The organism is Nocardia sp. NPDC019395, assembly GCF_040632335.1.
In the GTDB taxonomy this organism is placed as follows: Bacteria; Actinomycetota; Actinomycetes; order Mycobacteriales; family Mycobacteriaceae; genus Nocardia.
Genome location: NZ_JBEYBT010000001.1, coordinates 308,434 through 326,516 on the forward strand (window position 1 = coordinate 308,434; position 18,083 = coordinate 326,516).

Here is an 18,083-nt window from a genome sequence, read left to right on the forward strand (position 1 = left end):
AAACGCGGATGCCGGGGGATAGGGAGTACGGGAACGGCAAGTCGCGGCCGCGCTGTGAGCTCGATGGCCCGTACACAGCCCTCCGGAGACCGAACCGCTCAGTGCAGGCGGGCGGCGGCGTCCTGATCCAATAGCCAGGTGGTGGATTCCGCGCCGCGCGCACCGGCGGCCGGGATCTCGAGCGGATCGGCGCCGCCCAGCGCGGCAGCCGCAGGTTCGGCTTTACCCGCACCGGAGACCACCAGGACCACATGCCGGGACCGCCGGATCGCGGGATAGGTGAGGGTCACCCGCACCGGGGGCGGTTTCGGGGAATCGGTGACCGCGACGGCCGGTTCGTGCTGTTCACCGATCGAATCGGCGTGACCGGGGAACAGGGAATTGATATGGCCGTCGGGGCCCATCCCGAGCAGATGCAGATCGAAACCGCCGTATGTGGTCATATGGGCGCGCACGGCGGTGGCGTACTCGGCGGCCGCCTCGACCGGATCGGGATACTCGCCGTCCGAGGTGGCGACGGTGTGGATGCGGGCCGGGTCCACCGGGACGTGATCGAGCAGCGCCCGGTGTGCCTGCAGTTCGTTGCGTTCGGGATCACCCGCCGGGACGAAACGTTCGTCACCCCAGAAAACATCGAGCTTCGACCAGTCCAGATCACCCGAGTTGTCGCGCACCTTCTCGAGGAGCGCGATACCGGTACCGCCGCCGGTCACCACCACCGAGGCCGAACCGCGTTCGGCCTGCGCTGCCACCAGGACGTCGACGAAACGGCGGGCGGCGGCCGTGGTCAGGGCATCGCTGTCGGGGTGGACTTCTACGGTGGCGGCGGGGAATGTCGCGTCACTGCTGGTGGTCATAGTTCACCCTTTCGATTCCGGCCAGGGCTTCGGCGTAGATCTCGTCCGCGTCCAGGCGACGCAATTCCTCGGCCAGGCAGTCACGTGTTTCCCGGCGGGCCAGCGCGATGCGCTGGTCGGGGTCGCCGGTGCGGGTCAATGTCGCGGTGACCCCGGTCTGCGGGCGGGCGATGGTGATCGTTACCGACGGCCGGTGCAGCTCCACCCGCAGATCCCCGATCTTGCGGTGGACCGGGCAGCCGAGCCGCCCGGCGAGCCAGCCGGCGAGAATATCCAGTGCCGGTTCTTCGCGCAGACCGGAGACGGTCACCGATTCCACCGGTTCGTACGGGGGCCCGTCCATGGCGGCGGCGAGCAGGGCCCGCCAGTAGGTGATCCGGCTCCACGCCAGATCGGAATCACCGGGGGCGTAGGAGTTGCGGCGTTTCTTGATGGTTGCCTGCGGGTCGGGGGCGAAGGTCGCATCGGTGATGCGCCGTGCCGCGAGGCGGCCCACCGAATCCTTCGACGGGAATTCCGGGGCGCCACGCGGCCACCACGCGACCACCGGGGTATCAGGTAGCAGGAACGGAATCACCACACTGCTCTCGTGATTCACCAGTTGACCCTGTAACCGCAGCACGATCACCTCGGCCGCGCCGGCGTCGCCGCCGACCCGGATCTGTGCGTCCAGGCGGGTGTCGGCCGACCGGTCGCCGCGCGCGAGAACCACCACCCGGCAGGGGTGTTCGCGGCTGGCGTCGTTCGCGGCGTCGATGGCCTGCTCGGCCTCCGAACTGTCCAGGGTGCACACCACCAGTGTCAGCACCCGGCCCATGGTGATCACACCGTTGCTCTCGCGCAGCTGCACGAGACGTTTGGTGACGGCGGCGGTGGTGGTGCCGGGGATATCGATGATCACGGCCGCCGCCATTCCCGGCCGGTGCGGGCCAGCATCTCGGCAGCCGAATCCGGGCCCCAGGTCCCGGCTTCGTACTGTTCGGGTTTACCGTCCGTGGCCCACCGGGCCAGTACGGGATCCAGGATGCGCCAGGACAATTCGACCTCCGCATTGACCGGGAAAAGTGAGGGTTCGCCGAGCAGAACGTCGAGGATGAGTCGTTCGTAGGCTTCGGGCGAGGATTCGGTGAACGATTCGCCGTAGCTGAAATCCATATTCACGTCACGGACTTCCATGGACGATCCGGGTACCTTCGACCCGAACCGCATGGTGATCCCCTCATCCGGCTGCACCCGGATGACCAGCGCGTTCTCGCCGAGTTCTTCGGTCATGGTCTGGTCGAAGGGGAGGTGGGGCGCGCGTTTGAACACCACGGCGATCTCGGTGACCCGCCGGCCCAGCCGTTTACCGGTCCGCAGGTAGAAGGGAACGCCCGCCCAGCGCCGGGTGTCCACCTCCAGAGTCAGGGCGGCGTAGGTTTCGGTCCGCGACTGCGGATCGAAACCTTCTTCGTCCAGCAGACCCACCACTTCCTGGCCGCCCTGCCAGCCCGCCGCGTACTGGCCGCGGGCGGTGGTCTCGTCCAGGGGCTCCACCAGTTTGGTGGCGGAGAGGACCTTGATCTTCTCCATCTGCAGCTGCCGGGGTTCGAAGCTGATCGGCTCCTCCATCGCGGTGAGCGCGAGCAGTTGCAGCAGATGGTTCTGGATCACGTCGCGGGCGGCGCCGATACCGTCGTAGTACCCGGCGCGCCCGCCCAGGCCGATATCCTCGGCCATGGTGATCTGCACGTGGTCGACGTAATTGGCGTTCCAGATCGGGTCGAACAGCTGGTTGGCGAAGCGCAGCGCCAGGATGTTCTGCACCGTCTCCTTGCCGAGATAGTGGTCGATCCGGAATACGGTCTCCTCCGGGAACACCCGGTTGACCAGAGCGTTGAGCTCGCGCGCGCTGTCCAGATCGTGGCCGAACGGTTTCTCGATCACCACCCGGCGCCACGGCGCCGGCCCCTCGGCCGGATCCTGGCGAGTGAGCCGGTGCCGATGCAACTGGTCGAGTACGACGGGGAACGTATTCGGCGGGATCGACAGATAGAAGGCGTGATTACCACCGGTGCCGCGTTCGGTATCGAGCCGGGCCAGGGTGTCGGCGAGATGGGCGAAGGCTTCGTCGTCCTCGAATGTGCCCTGGACGAACCGGAATCCTTCCGCCAGATGGTCCCAGACCTCCTGGCGGAAAGGGGTCCGGGCATGTGCCCGGACGGCCTCGTGCACGATCTCGCCGAAGTCCTGATCCGACATTTCCCGCCGGGCGAAACCGACCAGGGCGAAACCCGGGGGCAGCAGCCCCCGGTTCGCCAGGTCGTAGATAGCCGGCATGAGCTTTCGCCGGGAGAGATCTCCGGTGACTCCGAAGATCACCATGCTGCACGGGCCCGCGATGCGGGGGATCCGTTTGTCGCGGCTGTCCCGCAGCGGATTACGCCACGGGGTGCCGGATGCCATTCGTGTGCTCTCCGGAGCGCCGGCCATCGGGGTCAGTTACCTCCTGCTGACTGGAGCTCGGCGGTAGTGGCCTCCAGCAGTTCCTCCCACGACTTCTCGAACTTCTCCACGCCCTCGCGTTCGAGTACGGCGAAGACATCGTCGAGATCGATACCGGCCGCGCGCAATTGCTCGAACACCTGTCCCGCCTCGGCGGCGGTGCCCGAGACGGCGTCCCCGCGGACCTCGCCGTGGTCGGCGACGGCTTCGAGGGTCTTCTCCGGGAGGGTGTTCACCGTATTCGGTGCGACGAGTTCGGTGACGTAGAGGGTGTCGGGGTAGTCGGGATTCTTCACCCCGGTCGAGGCCCACAGCGGACGCTGCCGGTTCGCGCCGGCGGACGCCAGATGACTGTAGGTCGAGGCGTGGCCGCCGCCGGCCCCGAAAACATCCTCGTACTCGGCATAGGCCAGCCGGGCGTTGGCCACGCCCGCCTTACCGCGCAGCGCCAGGGCCTCGGGAGTGCCGATCGCCTCGAGCCGCTTATCGATCTCGCTGTCCACCCGGGAGACGAAGAACGAGGCCACCGAATGGATCTTGGCCAGATCGTGTCCGGCGACCCGGGCCTTGCGCAACCCGTCGAGGTAGGCACCCATCACCGAGCGGTACCGCTCCACCGAGAAGATCAGGGTCACGTTGACGCTGATACCTTCCTCGATCACCGCGGTGATGGCGGGCAGGCCCGCCTCGGTGGCCGGGATCTTGATGAACAGGTTGGGCCGGTCGACGATTTTCCACAGCTCGACCGCTTGCGCCACGGTCTTGTCGGCGTCGAATGCCAGCCGCGGGTCGACCTCGATGGAGACCCGTCCGTCCACACCGCCGGTCTGCTCGAAAACCGGGGCCAGCACATCGCAGGCCGCGCGGACATCGTCTGTGGTGATGGTGCGGATCGCGGCTTCGGTATCGGCGCCCCGGGCAGCCAGCTCGCGGACCTGCTCGTCGTAGGCGTGACCCTTGCTGAGGGCGCCCTGGAAGATGGTCGGGTTGGTGGTGACTCCGACGACCCCGCGGGTGGCGATCAGCTCGGCGAGATTACCGGAGTTGATCCGGTCGCGTGACAGATCATCCAGCCACACCGAAACCCCGGCCGCGGCCAGGGCGGCGACGTTCTCGTTCTGTGCCATGAACCCTTATCCCTTCACGTTGTCGAGCGTGCGCTGCGCCGCGGCCACAACAGCCTCCGGCGTGAAGCCGAACTCGCGGAACAGGGTCTTGTAATCGGCCGAGGCGCCGAAATGCTCGATCGACACGATCTCGCCCGCGTCGCCGGTGAACCGGTACCACGGCATGGCGATTCCGGCTTCGACCACGACCCGGGCGGCGACTGCCGGGGGCAGCACCTCGTCGCGATAGGCCTTGTCCTGCGCGTCGAACCACTCCACACACGGCATCGAGACCACCCGGGTTCCGATGCCCTGCTCCTCCAGGGTAGTGCGCGCGGCCACGGCGAGCTGGAGCTCGGAGCCCGTGCCGATGAGAATCACCTGCGGTATGCCGGTGGAGGCCTCGGCCAGGATGTAACCGCCCTTGGCGACACCCTCGAGGCTGGTGCCCTCCTGGATCGGCAGGTCCTGGCGGGTCAGCGCGAGCGCGGCCGGGCCGCCGGTGCCCACGGCATCGCTGGAGACGAACGGCGAATTGTGCTTACCGCTGTGCTTCTCGATCACCGTGCGCCAGGCGTAGGCGGTTTCGTTGGCGTCGCCGGGACGCACCACCGACAGGCCGGGGATGGCGCGCAGCGCGGCCAGATGCTCGATCGGCTGGTGGGTGGGGCCGTCCTCGCCGAGACCGATCGAATCGTGGGTCCAGACGTAGGTCACCGGGACCCGCATGAGCGCGGCCAGCCGGACCGCCGGCCGCATGTAATCGCTGAACACCAGGAAGGTGCCGCCGTAGGGGCGGGTGGGGCCGTGCAGCGCGATGCCGTTGAGGATCGACCCCATCGCGTGCTCACGGACGCCGAAGTGCAGGGTGCGGCCGTACGGATTGGCCTTCCACATCCCGGTCGAGATCTCTTCCGGGCCGAAGCTGAGCGATTCGGGGATGGTGGTGTTGTTGGACTCGGCCAGATCGGCCGAACCGCCCCACAGTTCCGGCAGCACCGGACCGACGGCACCGAGTACTTTGGCCGAAGCCTTCCGGGTGGCCAGGCCTTTGGCATCCGGCTCCCAGGTGGGCAGGCCGTCGGCCCAGCCGTCGGGGAGCTGACCGTTGAACAGCCGGTCGAACAGGGCCTTGCCGGCGGGAACACGCTGCGCCCAGGCGTCGAATTCGATGGTCCACTCGGCATGGGCCCGGGCGCCCCGCTCGGCGGCCTTGCGGGCATGCGCGATGACATCGTCGTCGACCTGGAAGCTCTGATCGGGATCGAATCCGAGGGCGCGCTTGGTACCGGCCACTTCGTCCGCGCCCAGGGCCGCGCCGTGTGCGGCTCCGGTGTTCATCTTGCCGGGCGCGGGATAGCCGATGATGGTGCGCAGCAGGACCAGCGACGGTTTACCGGTCTCGGCCTTGGCCGCCGCCAGCGCGGCCTCGATCGCGACGACATCCTCGCCGCCCTCCACCACCTGCACATGCCAGCCGTAGGCCGCGTAGCGGGCCGCCACGTCCTCGGTGAAGGCGATGGTGGTGTCGTCCTCGATGGAGATCTTGTTGTCGTCGTAGATCACCACCAGATTTCCCAGCTGCTGGGTGCCGGCGATCGAGGAGGCCTCTGAGGTGACGCCTTCCTCCATATCGCCGTCGGAGGCGATCACGTAGATGTGATGGTCGAACGGGCTCGTCCCGGTCTCGGCTTCCGGATCGAACAGGCCGCGTTCGCGGCGCGCCGCCATCGCCATACCCACCGCGGAGGCCAGGCCCTGGCCCAGCGGGCCGGTGGTGATCTCGACGCCCTTGGTGTGCCGGTACTCCGGGTGCCCCGGGGTCAGCGAACCCCATTTGCGCAGGTTGCGCAGATCATCGAGTTCGAGACCGAAACCGGCCAGGTACAGCTGGATGTAGAGGGTCAGGCTGGAGTGTCCGCAGGACAGCACGAACCGGTCGCGACCGACCCATTCCGGATCGGCGGGGTCGTGCCGCATGGTGCGCTGGAACAGCGTGTACGCCAGCGGTGCCAGGCTCATCGCGGTGCCCGGGTGGCCGTTGCCCGCGGCTTGGACGGCGTCGGCGGCTAGAACGCGGACCGTATCGACGGCCTTTGTGTCCAGATCCGTCCAGTCGGCGGGGAGGTTCGGCTGGGTGAGGGCGCGGATGTCGTCTGTCACTGACACGACCGTGTTTCTCCTGACATTTTCGAGGCATCGAAAAGGGGCGGGCGGGTGGTGGCGAACCGGCGCGGTGACTACGGCGCCGCATACACCCCCTACCCTAGATGCGCCGGGCCGCCCCCGCGCACGGCCCCCGGACAACCCGGACGCGTCGGTTCCGCGCGGTGCCGGCGCGGGGGTCGCGAGGCAATGCCCGGGGCCGGTGCGACCCGCGGTACGGGTGGGGTCGCAGGGGCGAGCGGCAGGGCATACCGGCCGTGGGTCTACCATCGTCTGTAGTAGTAGCCGCGTCGCAGCCGCGCGCTGCTCGCCCGCGAACCGGATGCGATGCGCAGCGGCCTCCGGCTCCGCTCCGGCCGGTACGGCTGCGGGCGACCGGTGTCCGGCTGCGTCCGTCGACAGTGTGCGAGGAGAGACAGTGCGGATCGGTCATGACACGGGGGTCGGCGGCGCCCACGATTCCGCGCCGGCACCCGCGGACCGCGTCCTCGGCAGCGAGAAGCTCGCCCGGGTCGCCCGCCGTCCGCTGGCCTATATCGCGCTGACCAAACCCCGCGTGATCGAACTGCTGCTGGTGGCGACCATTCCCACCATGCTGCTCGCCGATCGCGGGGAAGTCGATATCCGGCTCATCCTGGCCACCCTGTTCGGTGGCTGGATGGGCGCGGCGAGCGCGAACACGCTGAACTGTGTGGCCGACGCCGATATCGACAAGGTGATGAAGCGGACCGCCAAACGCCCGCTGGCCCGCGACGCCGTCCCCACCTCGCATGCGTTCGTGTTCGGCGTTGCCCTGGGGCTCGGGTCGTTCGCCTGGTTGTGGTGGCAGGCCAACCTGCTCAGCGGCCTGCTCGTGGTCGCCACCATCCTGTTCTACGTTTTCGTCTATACCCTCGGCCTGAAACGGCGCACCTCCCAGAACGTCGTCTGGGGCGGCGCCGCGGGATGTATGCCGGCGCTCGTCGGATGGTCCGCGGTGACGGGCGATATCGGCTGGCCGGCGCTGGCCCTGTTCGGCGTGATCTTCTTCTGGACACCGCCGCATACCTGGGCGCTGGCGATGCGGTACAAGGAGGACTACCGCGCGGCCGGGGTACCGATGCTGCCGGTCGTCGCCACCGAACAGGCGGTGACCAAGCAGATCGTCGTCTACACCTGGCTGACGGTGCTGACCACCCTGGCGCTGGTCCCGGCTACCGGGGTGATCTACGCGGCGGTCGCGCTGGTCGCGGGGGCCTGGTTCCTGCTCATGGCACATCAGCTCTATGCAGGTGTGCGGCGCGGTGAATCGGTGAAGCCGCTGCGCCTGTTCCTGCAGTCCAATAACTATCTCGCCGTGGTGTTCTGCGGTCTGGCCGTGGATTCGGTCCTCGGCTGGACCACCCTCGGGGACGTTTTCTTCGGCTGACGGCACCCGGCGACCGGCCACCCGGGTGTGGCTCACGCACTCCTGCGCGCTTCGACCGGCCGATCCGTGACGGTGGGCCGGACCCTCCGCGGGTGCGGAGGATATCGGGCGCGGGCTCAGGGAGCTGTGCCGAGGTAACCGTCCGGCCGCACCAGGATGCGGGTTCCGTCGATAGCGTCGTACGCGGTGTGGGCATGGCCGTCTACATCGATAAAGGCTCCCTGGGAAACCGGTGCTCCCGGGCGGACCACCGTGACGACCCGGGTATCCGGAACCGGGGGCAGATCATCCGCGGCCCCGAAACACAACAGCGTCGCGTGCGGGCCCCGGAAGAGGTCGAACAGGCGCACCGGCCGGCCTTCGGCATCTTTCAGCGGGGCGTCCGGCGCGCGGTCACCGGGCGCGATGCGGCGGGTGTCGCCGGGATCGCGGTAGGTGATATCGAGCTGCCTGGTCTCCTCTCCGCGTTTCATCGCGTCCTCGGCGCCGTCGGTCAGTTTGCCGAGCAGTTCGGTACTGATACCGAGCACCCGCGCCGCCACGGCCCGTCGTTCCGGTTCGTAGCCGGCGAGCGGCCGATCGTCCCCGGCCAGTGCTGCCGCGAGCTTCCAACCCAGGTTGTAGGCATCCTGGATACCGGTGTTCATCCCCTGACCGCCGGTCGGCGGGTGCACATGGGCGGCATCGCCGATCAGCAGAGCACGTCCCACGCGGAAACGTTCGGCCAGCCGGATGTTGGGCCGCCACACGGTGGCCCAGGTGAGATCGGACAGGGTGATCTTCATATCGCCGGCCAGGCGGTTCAGATGGCTCTGCAGGCTCGCGAGCGTAGCTTCGGTATCGCCCGGTAGCGGCGCCGCGAACTGGAAGTGACTACCGCCCGGCAGTGGGGAGAGAGCGAGCCCGTCCATGGGGTTCTCGGCGGTGGCGAACCAATAGCCGAAGGCGTGGTCCAGTTCATCGGCGCGGATATCGCCGAGCAGCATCCGGAACGAATCGTCGGTCGTACCCGTGAAAGCGATTCCGAGGGCTTTGCGGACCGTGCTGGATCCGCCGTCGGCGCCGACGAGATACGGCGTGCGGACTGTCTCGGCCCCGTGTGGACCCGAAAGCCGCGCGGTGACTCCGTCGGTGTCCTGATCGAGCGATTCCAGCGCGGTGCCCAGCTCGACCCGGACTCCGAGCCCGGCCAGCCGCTCGCGCAGGATCGCCTCGGTCTGTGCCTGGCCCAGGAACCACGGATTCGGATAGGGCACGGTCGGGCTCGGCTCGGCGGTTTCCCCCATCCGGTGTTCACCGGCCATCTGTCCACCGATGTAGGCCCTGATCACTGCCGGTGGTGCCCCGGCGGCGTGCACCGCGGTGAGAACTCCGAGATCGTCGAACACCTCGAGGGTGCGGGGCTGGATACCGTCGCCGCGCGAACCGACGGCGAACTCGGTGGCCCGATCGATGATGCGCACATCGATGTTCCGGCGGGCCAGATCGATGGCGAGGGTGAGCCCGGCGGGGCCGGCTCCGGCGATGAGGACGGGAGAGGACACGGAAACTCCTGACCGAGCGGAAACGCTCGACTGAATATTGATTCACTGAATGTAGATTCATTATTCGGCTTGATAGGTTGCGGTGTCAAGGAGGTGTGGTGTGGGATCGAGTCGTCGTGAGCGTGCGGAAGAAACCGAACAGGCGCTCAAGACAGCCGCGCGGCAGGTTTTCGCGGAGCGCGGCTATCTGAATACCAAGATCACCGACATCACGGCCGCCGCGGGGCGGGCGGCGGGATCGTTCTACAACCACTTCGCGGGCAAAGAGGACTTGTTGCGGGCGCTGCTGACCGACCTCGGTGCGGCGGGCGACGAACAGGCCGGACAAGCCGGGCACAATCCGGATTTCAGCGATCCGGACGCGGTGCGCTACCACATCGCGGCGTACTGGCACTTCGCCCGGGATCATGCCGTCGTCCTGCGGGCGATGAATCAGGCCGCCCTGGTCAACGAGGAGTTCGGCCACGAGTTGGCACGATTCGGCACCGAGCAGCGCCTCGATATCGCCGACCATCTGGACGGGCTGGTGGCGAACGGTATGCGCCTGCCAAGTACCGCCGACGCGAGCCTGGCGATGATCTTCCTCCTCGCTCAGGCGCTTTTCACCGCGGTCGAGGAGGGCACGGTGGAACTATCCGACGCCGAGGCCGTCGAGGGATTGACGCGTTTCGTCTATCGGGGGCTGACCGGGCGCGATTACTGAAATCGTGCCCGGCCGCAGGCTTCACGGCAGCAGGACGATCGACCCGGTCGTCTTGCGGCTCTCCAGATCGCGATGGGCCTGTGCGGCATCGGCGAGCGGATAGGTGGCGCCGATCCGAACCGTGAGGGAACCGTCGGCGACCGCCTCGAAGATATCGCCCGCACGCCAATCCAGTTCGGCGCGATCGCGCGTGTAGTGGGCGATATTGGGGCGGGTGACGAACACCGATCCCGCGGCATTCAACCGTTGCAGATCGACGGGTGGGACGGGGCCGCTGGCCGCGCCGAACAAAGCCAGCATCCCGCGGACACGCAGGCTGGCGAGGCTGGCGTCGAAGGTCGCCGCGCCCACACCGTCGTAGGCCGCGGCCACCCCGGTCCCGCCGGTCAGTTCGCGCACCCGGTCGGCGAGATCGTCACCGTAGCGCAGTACTTCCCAGGCCCCGGCGCCGCGGGACAGGGTCTCTTTCTCGTCCGAGGAGACTGTGCTGATCACCCGGATATCGCGAGCGGCGGCCAACTGAGTGAGCAGCAGGCCGACTCCGCCCGCGCCCGCGTGCACCAGGACTGTCTCACCCGGTTCCGGCCGGTAGACCGATTCGATCAGATAGTGGGCCGTTATCCCCTGCAACAGCGACGAGGCGGCGACCGGCGGATCGATCCCCTCGGGTACGGCCACCGCGACCGCCTCGTCGACCACGGTGCGCGGTGCGTAACTGTTCGGGCCGGCGGCCCAGGCCACGCGGTCGCCGACGGCGAATTCGGTGACCTCCGAACCGATTTCGGACACCACGCCGGTGCCCTCGGAGCCCGGGATGTAGGGCACCGGCCGCGGATAGGTGCCGGTGCGGAAGTAGGTGTCGATGAAATTGACACCGATGGCGTCGACCTCGACCGATAGTTGGTTCGATCCGGGTCGCGGGTCGGCAACCTCGGCGAGAGCCAGTACCTCCGGACCACCGTGCCGGTCTACCTGGATGGCGCGCATGGTCCAGTTCTACACGGGCACCCGGGTGGGTGGTACACGGGTTCGGTGGTTTCGCCGCCGACGGCTGCCGCCGGGCGGGCGGGTGGTCCCGGTGAGGCGGTCCTACTCGCCGGTAAACTCCGGGGCATGAGTGCAGAAACCGCTACCGTCACCGTCCGCGCGCCGAAGGAGTCCGTCGGATCGGTGCGCAAGTTCGTCGCCGCGCACGGCGGTTCGGCCGAGGCCGTATTGCAGCCGGTGGGGCGCCGGGGTGTCCGGATCACGCTGGTCGGGGCCGACGGTGTACTGGGTGACCGGATGGTGGCCGATCTCGCCACCGCGCGGGCCGTGGTCGATGCGGTGGACGGGTTGACCGCCGCAGAAGGCTGGGGGCGGGAACTGGTGGCCAAGACCACCCCGCGTACCGGGCACTGGGCGAAGATGGCGGGCTGGGTCGCGGGGCAGACCCGTTTTCCCCGGGCTCGTAACGAGAACTGAGCTGTTTCCGGGTGTGTGACCTGTGGGTGCTCACAGGACGCGGGCCCGGGTTTCAGGTAGCGCCAACAGTTTCCCGAACAAAACCTACTGGCGAGTAACCGCTTCGCGCTACGGTTAGGGCTTCGAGCGTCAGCCCGGGGGTAGAAGGAGCCGATATGACGGTCAGTAGTCCGACCCGTTCCCGACTTACGGTGTCCGGCCGTCCGATTTCGAACCATCTACGCGATGTTTCGTCCCTCTCACGTCAGATGGTCGGACATTTCGTCGAGAACGTGGCGCCGTGCGGAACACTGCCCGGTGACGCGCTGCAGGGCGATGTCACCGCGGTGACCCGCCTGTGCCTGGAACTCACCCTCAGCCGCCTGGACGGCCGCGAGCTCCCGCAGGAGATCCAGCAGGTGCGCGAGGCCGCGGCCGAATGGGCACGCGAGGGTATTCCGATCGACACCATCAATCACGCCATCCACGAGGGATTCAAACTCGGTTTCGATCACATCATGTCCACCGCAGGTCCGGCCGATCAGGCATCACTGGTCGCCACCGCGCGCCGGATGCTGGAGATCCTGGACACGATCACCTCGGAAGTCGCCCTGGCCTATGTGAGCGAATACCGGGGCGTGGTCTCCGAACACCACACCGCCGTCCACACCTTGACCTCCGCGCTGCTCGGTGGGCACAGCGCCGCGACCATGGCCCGGGAATGCGGGATCGAGATCGCGGAGTCCTATCAGGTCCTGGCGCTGGCGCTGCCGCCGCATCCGGACGAATCCGCGCCACGCGTCGACGGCCGGATCGTCGCGCGGCGCAAACTACGCCGGGTACAGGCCGAACTGGCCCGCAGTTGCGGGGAACGGGCGCTGTCGCTGCTCAGTATCGACGGCGGCACCATACTGTTGCCGGCGCACACTTTCCCGGACGGAGCGCTCGACGAGCTGATCGCCCGGCTGTCGCAGGCCGCGCAGGTCGCGGTGACCGCCACCGTGGTCACCGCGGCCACCGCCGATATCCCCGATGCCACCGATCGCGCCCACGAACTCCTGGATATCGTGGCCCGTATCACCGACGGCGGTGGCCTGCACCGGTTCTCGGATCTCGCACTGGAATTCCAGATCACCCGTCCGGGTCCGGCCCGGGAACATCTCAGCGCCATCCTCGATCCGCTGGACGAACATCCCGAACTCCTGGAAACCCTGCGCCGCCATATCGCCAACAACTTCAACCGCCAGCGCACGGCCCGGCTCATGCATATGCACACCAATACGCTCGACTACCGGCTGAAACGGGTCCGGCTGCTCACCGGCTTCGATCCGGCGATACCGACCGGGCTGTGGTACCTCACGTCGGCCCTGGTCGCCCGGAGCTATCAGACCGGCCCACCCCGGAACGGGAGGGTCGAAGCGATCGGCTGACCGCCGCGCAGCCCTTCGGTATCCGGTCCGAACGCCGCTTCGCCGGCTCGATCAGCTGCCCGCACCGCCGGATGCGCGCAGCTCGTTTCCGGCAGCTGTGGGACACACTCGTACGCTGACCGCCCCGGAGACCAGGGCTGCCGGGAGTGCGGCGCGGGTCAAGCCGGCTGGGTTTTCGGCTCCGCGATCGTGACCGGCAGCGGTTCCCGGGTGTGCAGGGCGGCCCACAGCGTCGCTGTCGCGGCAGTGCACAGCGCCGCACCGCCCACATGGATCGCGACCAATGCGGCGGGTACGTCGGTGAAGTATTGGACGACCCCGACCAGGGATTGTGCGAGGACCAGGCCGATCAGGACGAACAAGCGGTCCCGTACCGGTTTGCTGATACCGGTGGCGAACAGGCCGAACGCCAGGCCGATCAGCAGCGCCAGATAGCCGACGAGCAGCTGCGAATGCAGATGCACCAGAGTGACGATCTCCACCTCGAGCCGGGCCACCGGACGGTCGATGCTCTTATCACCCGCGTGCGGTCCGGCCGCGGTGACCAGTGTGCCCGCGACGAGTACTCCGGCCAGTGCCACGGCACTGAGCGCGGTGAGCCAGCGCAGCGGCGCCGGAGCCCGGACGGTATCCACCCCGTCGTCGGGTGCGGCAACCTTCGCGTACATGACGGCGGCCACCCACACCATGAGCATCGAGGCAAGCAGATGCAGGGCGACGGTCCACCACAGCAGTCCGGACAGCACGGTGATACCGCCGAGGATCGCCTGCAGGACCGTGCCCGCGGGCATCAGCCAGGCGTAGATCAGCACCTCGCGGCGCCGCCGGGCCCGGGTGACGGCGAGAACGATGAGGGCGGCGCAGAGGGTCACCGCGAAGGTCAGCGTCCGGTTGCCGAACTCCACCGCCTGATGGATTCCCGGTACCTCCGAAACCCCGACCGGGGTGAAACTGCCAGGGAAGCACTGCGGCCAGGTGGGGCAGCCGAGCCCGGAGGCGGTGACCCGGACGATCGCACCCGTCACCGCGATCCCGGCCTGGGAGCCGAGGACCAGGAGGGCGATCAGCAGCTGGACGCGCCGGGACGGCAAGGGAAGCCGATCCACGAGTCGCAGGAATGCGCGATAGAGCACGTCACGATGGTAGCGGGCAGGTCGGAAGCGGCCGCAGCCGGACTACTACAAGTTGTCGTGCGACCCTTGGGGCCGCAGGACTGGTCTGTGGCCGATGCGACCGGTTTCGTCGTATATCCAATCCGCTATTCGAAGCGGAACCAGCGGGCGGCCAGCAGGCCGGCTCCGGTGCCCCAGACGATCAGTGCCCCGATACTCAGCCAGTCGACCCCGCCGTTGAGCGCGTGCTCCAGCGCGACCGCCAGTGCCCCCGAGGGCACCAGCCGTACCAGCGTGTGTACGGCCGCGGGTAGTTCGTCGGATGCGAACACCACGCTGGCGATCCCGAGCATGACGAACCAGAGGATATTCGCGAGCGCCAGCACTACTTCGGCCTTGAGAGTGCCGCCCAGCAGCAGGCCCATGGCCGCGAAGGTAGCGGTGCCCAGCGCGATCAGGACAGCGCCGAGGAGGAGTCCCAGCGGGGTCGGCCGCCAGCCCAGCGCCACCCCGAGCAACCCGAGCAGGACCGCCTGCAGGATCACCACCAGGAGCACCGCACCGCTCTTACCCGCGACGATTCCCCAGCGCGGCAGCGGCGTCGCGCCGAGCCGTTTGAGCGCGCCGTAGCGGCGGTCGAACCCGATCGCGATCGCCTGCCCGGTGAACGCGGTCGACATCACCGCCACCATCATCACCGCCGGCACGATCTTGTCGATCTTGTCCGGACCCATATCCCCGAAGGGCAGAACAGCAAGCCCGATCAACAGGGTGATCGGAATGAACATGGTGAGCAGCAACTGTTCGCCGTTGCGCAGCAGCAGCACCAGATCGAGGCGGGTCTGCGCCGTCAGCATGGCGATACGCGCCGCCGGCCGGGGGCGGGGGGCGAACGTGCCCGGTTCGAACCGGTTGGCCGCGAGATCCGGTTTGGTCACTGAGGTGCCTCCTTCGGACCTGACTGATTCCCTTCGCGGAGGCGGAGGGTTCGCATCATGTGCGCAGATCCCGTCCGGTGAGTTCCAGGAAAACATCCTCCAGCCGGCGCTGATCGATGCGGATATCGGTGGCGAGGACGTTCACCCGGGCGCACCACGCCGTCACCGTTGCCAGTACCTGCGGGTTGATCTCACCCTCGACCAGATAGGAGCCCGGACTGGTCTCGGTGGGGGCGAACCCCTCCGGCAGTGCCCGCTGCAACAGATCCAGATCGAGGCGCGGTGGCGCCGCGAACCGCAGCTGACCGGCCGCGCCGTGCGCGGTGACTTCCGCGGGGGTTCCGGAGGCGACGATCCGCCCGTGATCGATGATCACCAGATGGTCGGCCAGTTCTTCGGCTTCGTCCATCAGATGGGTGGTCAGCAGGACACTCACCCCGTCGCGGCGCAACGCGTCGATCAACTCCCACACCATGATCCGGGCCTGCGCGTCCATACCCGCGGTCGGTTCGTCGAGGAATACGATCTCCGGCCGGCCGACCAGGGCGCAGGCCAGCGAGAGTCGCTGCTGCTGGCCTCCCGACAACCGGCGATACGGGGTGCGGCGACTATCGGACAGACCCAGCACACCCAGCAGCCAATCGGGGTCCAGTGGATTCGCCGAATACGAGGCGACCAGGTCGAGCATCTCGCCGGCGCGCGCCCCCGGATACGCGCCGCCACCCTGCAGCATCACACCGATCCGTGGTCGCAGCCGCTCGGAATCGGCGAGAGGATCGAGTCCCAGGACGCGTACAGTGCCCGCGTCCGGGCGCACGAAACCCTCGCACATCTCCACCGTGGTGGTTTTACCGGCTCCGTTGGGCCCGAGCAGCGCGAACACCTGCGCCGGTTCGACGGTGAAACCGATACCGTCCACCGCGACAGTTTCGCCGTAGCGTTTGGCGACGTGGTCCACCTGGACGGCGGGTACACGGGTAGCGGTCACGAGGTCACACCGTATGCCCCGGCCGGCTGTGACGGGGCCGACACCCCCTGCAGCGCCCGCCACGGCAACGCGTTTCGCGTGACCACGATGAACAGTACCGCGATGATCACCGTCGCGACGGCCGAGCCCACGATCTGGAACACCTCGAGGTCGGCGCCGCGCGGCATCAGGATCACGCTGACCACCGCGGAGATACCTATGGCCGGAACGCGGAACACCGGCCGGGTGGCCCAGGCTGCCAGCGGGACGATCGCCCACAGCAGATACCAGGGCTGGACCACCGGGAACAGCAGGACGATCGCGCCCAGCGAAACGCCCAGCGCGCCCACCGGGTGCATCCGTCCGGTCCAGGTGGCGATGAGCATCCGCACCGTGATGAATCCCGCGACGACCCCGGCGATGGGGCGGGTGATGCTCAGCAGCGCCGTGGTGTGATCGCCCAGGCCGAGCAGGACGCCGCCGAAGCCGGTGACGATACCCAGTGCTGTCGGCAACGACATCCAGCTGCGTACCGCGTTCGCGGTGTTGAGCGTGTTCAGCCAGCCGAAACCCAATCCGCTCGCGGTGCTGATCGCCAGGGTTGTCAGTGCCGCGATGAATCCGAGCACCGCCGCGGCGGCGAGGACCGGGCGGAACCCCGGGCCCCAGCGCCGTGCCAGGGCCATTCCCGCGAACCCCAGCGCGATGATCGAGGTGACCTTGACCGACGAGGACAGGCTGATGGTGACCGCACCCCCGATCAGCAATGCCCAGCCGCGGCCGTCCAGCGGCGGTGGCCCACCGTCACCGGGCAGACCGTGGATCGCTCGCAACATGAATTCCAGCCCGGCCAGCATCAGGCCGAGCATCAGCGCATCGTTGTGGACGCCGCCGATCAGGTGGAACAGCACCAGCGGGTTGGCCACCCCCAGCCACAGCGCGCTCACCGGCGCCACCCCGCAGCGCACCGACAGGCGCGGCAGTGCCCAGACGATCAGCGCGACACCGGCCAGTGCGAGCAGCCGGTGCACCCAGACACCGGCCAGGATGTTCTCGCCGGTGAGCTGGGCGATCCCGTGGCCTATCCACAGGAAAAGCGGTCCGTACGGGGCCGGGGTTTCGCGCCAGATGTTGGGCACGTTGTTGGTGAGCACATTGTCTATGCCCAGCCCCGCGACGGGACCCTCCAGGTAGGGGTCGATACCGCGGGCAGCGATCTCGCTCTGCGCCAGATACGAATAGACATCGTTGCTGAACATCGGCGGTGCGACACACAGCGGGATGATCCACAGCAGCAGCGTGCGGTCGAGTTGGCGGCGGGTGAGGCGGTGCAGCGGCGAACCGCCGAGACCGCCGACAGCGAACCGGCCCAGCAGGAGCCAGGCAAGGACGACCGTCACCGTGCCCACCATGCACATGGCCAGCGACCCGGTATGCGCCCGGGCGAAGATTCCCAGGACCCGCATCCCGGAGGTGGGGTTCTGGTGTACCGGCTGCGCACCGATACCCAGCGCGCTGATCGCCATCAGCACGGTGCCGGTGGCGCCCATCAACCGGATCCGGTCCAGTTGCCTGCGTTCTCGGCGGTCGAGCCCGGGGACCTCCGATTCGTCGCTGTGCAGCGCCGCGATGGTGTGATCCGAGGTTTGGACGTCCAGTCCGAGGGCGCGCCGCACCGGTTTCAGCGCGCGCTGTCCGAGCGCCGCCGATGCGCCCGGGGCGCCTGCCTGTCCTGCCACGGGCAACGACACTAGTTCGCCGGAGTAGCCCGCGGCCTCCGGCCCGTGGCAGATCGCGTGCCGGGTCGACGTGTCCCGGCCCGCGGCTCCTGTACCGCGGGCCGTCCGAACCGGGCGGAATCCGGTTCTGGGCACCGTCCAGCTACCGGCGTCCGATCGATCGGGCGCCGGTACTCTGCCGGTCGG

15 protein-coding genes are annotated in these 18,083 nt (G+C 68.1%); 4 read left to right on the forward strand and 11 right to left on the reverse strand.

The genetic code is table 11. From position 1 onward, the window contains the following. Positions 1-98: 98 nt before the first annotated feature. Genes pgl through tkt form a run of 5 tightly spaced genes read right to left on the reverse strand, consistent with a single transcriptional unit; the run spans position 99 to position 6,616 of the window. Entirely contained in the window at positions 99-857 is a 759-nt protein-coding gene (pgl, locus tag ABZ827_RS01435) for a 6-phosphogluconolactonase (RefSeq protein ID WP_357231155.1), read from the reverse strand. Beyond that, a complete protein-coding gene (opcA, locus tag ABZ827_RS01440) occupies positions 841-1,758 on the reverse strand; it encodes a glucose-6-phosphate dehydrogenase assembly protein OpcA (RefSeq protein ID WP_357231158.1) in 918 nt (305 codons plus the stop codon). The genes pgl and opcA overlap by 17 nt, the downstream gene beginning before the upstream one ends. Then, a complete protein-coding gene (gene zwf, locus ABZ827_RS01445) occupies positions 1,755-3,302 on the reverse strand; it encodes a glucose-6-phosphate dehydrogenase (protein WP_357231161.1) in 1,548 nt (515 codons plus the stop codon). The genes opcA and zwf overlap by 4 nt, the downstream gene beginning before the upstream one ends. Before the next feature lie 32 nt (positions 3,303-3,334). Then, positions 3,335-4,468 carry a transaldolase gene (tal, locus tag ABZ827_RS01450; protein ID WP_357231164.1) on the reverse strand — a complete coding sequence of 378 codons (1,134 nt, stop codon included), beginning with the start codon at positions 4,466-4,468 and terminating at the stop codon, positions 3,335-3,337. A 6-nt stretch (positions 4,469-4,474) separates the two neighbouring features. After that, positions 4,475-6,616, reverse strand: a complete 2,142-nt coding sequence (gene tkt / locus ABZ827_RS01455; protein WP_357231167.1) for a transketolase — start codon at positions 6,614-6,616, stop codon at positions 4,475-4,477. 415 nt (positions 6,617-7,031) lie between these two features. Between tkt and ABZ827_RS01460 the strand changes: the two genes are divergently transcribed. Beyond that, the gene (locus ABZ827_RS01460) at positions 7,032-8,021 is read left to right on the forward strand and encodes a heme o synthase (RefSeq protein ID WP_357231171.1); all 990 of its coding nucleotides are present in this window, start codon (positions 7,032-7,034) and stop codon (positions 8,019-8,021) included. A gap of 116 nt (positions 8,022-8,137) precedes the next feature. Here ABZ827_RS01460 and ABZ827_RS01465 read toward each other — a convergent pair whose 3' ends face one another. Then, on the reverse strand, positions 8,138-9,565 hold the full coding sequence (locus tag ABZ827_RS01465; RefSeq protein WP_357231174.1) for an FAD-dependent monooxygenase: 1,428 nt from the start codon (positions 9,563-9,565) through the stop codon (positions 8,138-8,140). Between the two features lie 100 nt (positions 9,566-9,665). Between ABZ827_RS01465 and ABZ827_RS01470 the strand changes: the two genes are divergently transcribed. Continuing rightward, positions 9,666-10,268 carry a TetR/AcrR family transcriptional regulator gene (locus ABZ827_RS01470; RefSeq protein WP_357231177.1) on the forward strand — a complete coding sequence of 201 codons (603 nt, stop codon included), beginning with the start codon at positions 9,666-9,668 and terminating at the stop codon, positions 10,266-10,268. 21 nt (positions 10,269-10,289) lie between these two features. Here ABZ827_RS01470 and ABZ827_RS01475 read toward each other — a convergent pair whose 3' ends face one another. Further along, complete coding sequence (locus tag ABZ827_RS01475) at positions 10,290-11,255, reverse strand: quinone oxidoreductase (RefSeq protein ID WP_357231180.1); 966 nt, start codon at positions 11,253-11,255, stop codon at positions 10,290-10,292. 126 nt (positions 11,256-11,381) lie between these two features. Here ABZ827_RS01475 and ABZ827_RS01480 point away from each other — a divergent pair, with 126 nt between their 5' ends. Both ABZ827_RS01480 and ABZ827_RS01485 read left to right on the forward strand, forming a co-directional pair. Next, entirely contained in the window at positions 11,382-11,732 is a 351-nt protein-coding gene (locus ABZ827_RS01480) for a hypothetical protein (RefSeq protein WP_357231183.1), read from the forward strand. Between the two features lie 155 nt (positions 11,733-11,887). Further along, positions 11,888-13,141: a helix-turn-helix domain-containing protein gene (locus ABZ827_RS01485; protein ID WP_357231186.1), complete on the forward strand. Its 1,254-nt coding sequence runs from the start codon at positions 11,888-11,890 to the stop codon at positions 13,139-13,141. Between the two features lie 158 nt (positions 13,142-13,299). On the opposite strand, the gene ABZ827_RS01490 is transcribed toward ABZ827_RS01485, so the two are convergent. The 4 genes from ABZ827_RS01490 to mptB all read right to left on the reverse strand — a co-directional run bounded on the left by ABZ827_RS01490 (position 13,300) and on the right by mptB (position 17,834). Next, positions 13,300-14,274, reverse strand: coding sequence for a heme A synthase (locus tag ABZ827_RS01490; protein ID WP_357231189.1), 975 nt, complete (start codon positions 14,272-14,274; stop codon positions 13,300-13,302). Positions 14,275-14,399: 125 nt separating this feature from the next. Further along, complete coding sequence (locus tag ABZ827_RS01495; protein WP_357231192.1) at positions 14,400-15,191, reverse strand: ABC transporter permease; 792 nt, start codon at positions 15,189-15,191, stop codon at positions 14,400-14,402. Between the two features lie 55 nt (positions 15,192-15,246). Then, a complete protein-coding gene (locus ABZ827_RS01500) occupies positions 15,247-16,179 on the reverse strand; it encodes an ABC transporter ATP-binding protein (RefSeq protein ID WP_357231195.1) in 933 nt (310 codons plus the stop codon). Next, positions 16,176-17,834: a polyprenol phosphomannose-dependent alpha 1,6 mannosyltransferase MptB gene (gene mptB / locus ABZ827_RS01505; RefSeq protein ID WP_357234360.1), complete on the reverse strand. Its 1,659-nt coding sequence runs from the start codon at positions 17,832-17,834 to the stop codon at positions 16,176-16,178. The genes ABZ827_RS01500 and mptB overlap by 4 nt, the downstream gene beginning before the upstream one ends. Between the last annotated feature and the right edge of the window lie 249 nt (positions 17,835-18,083).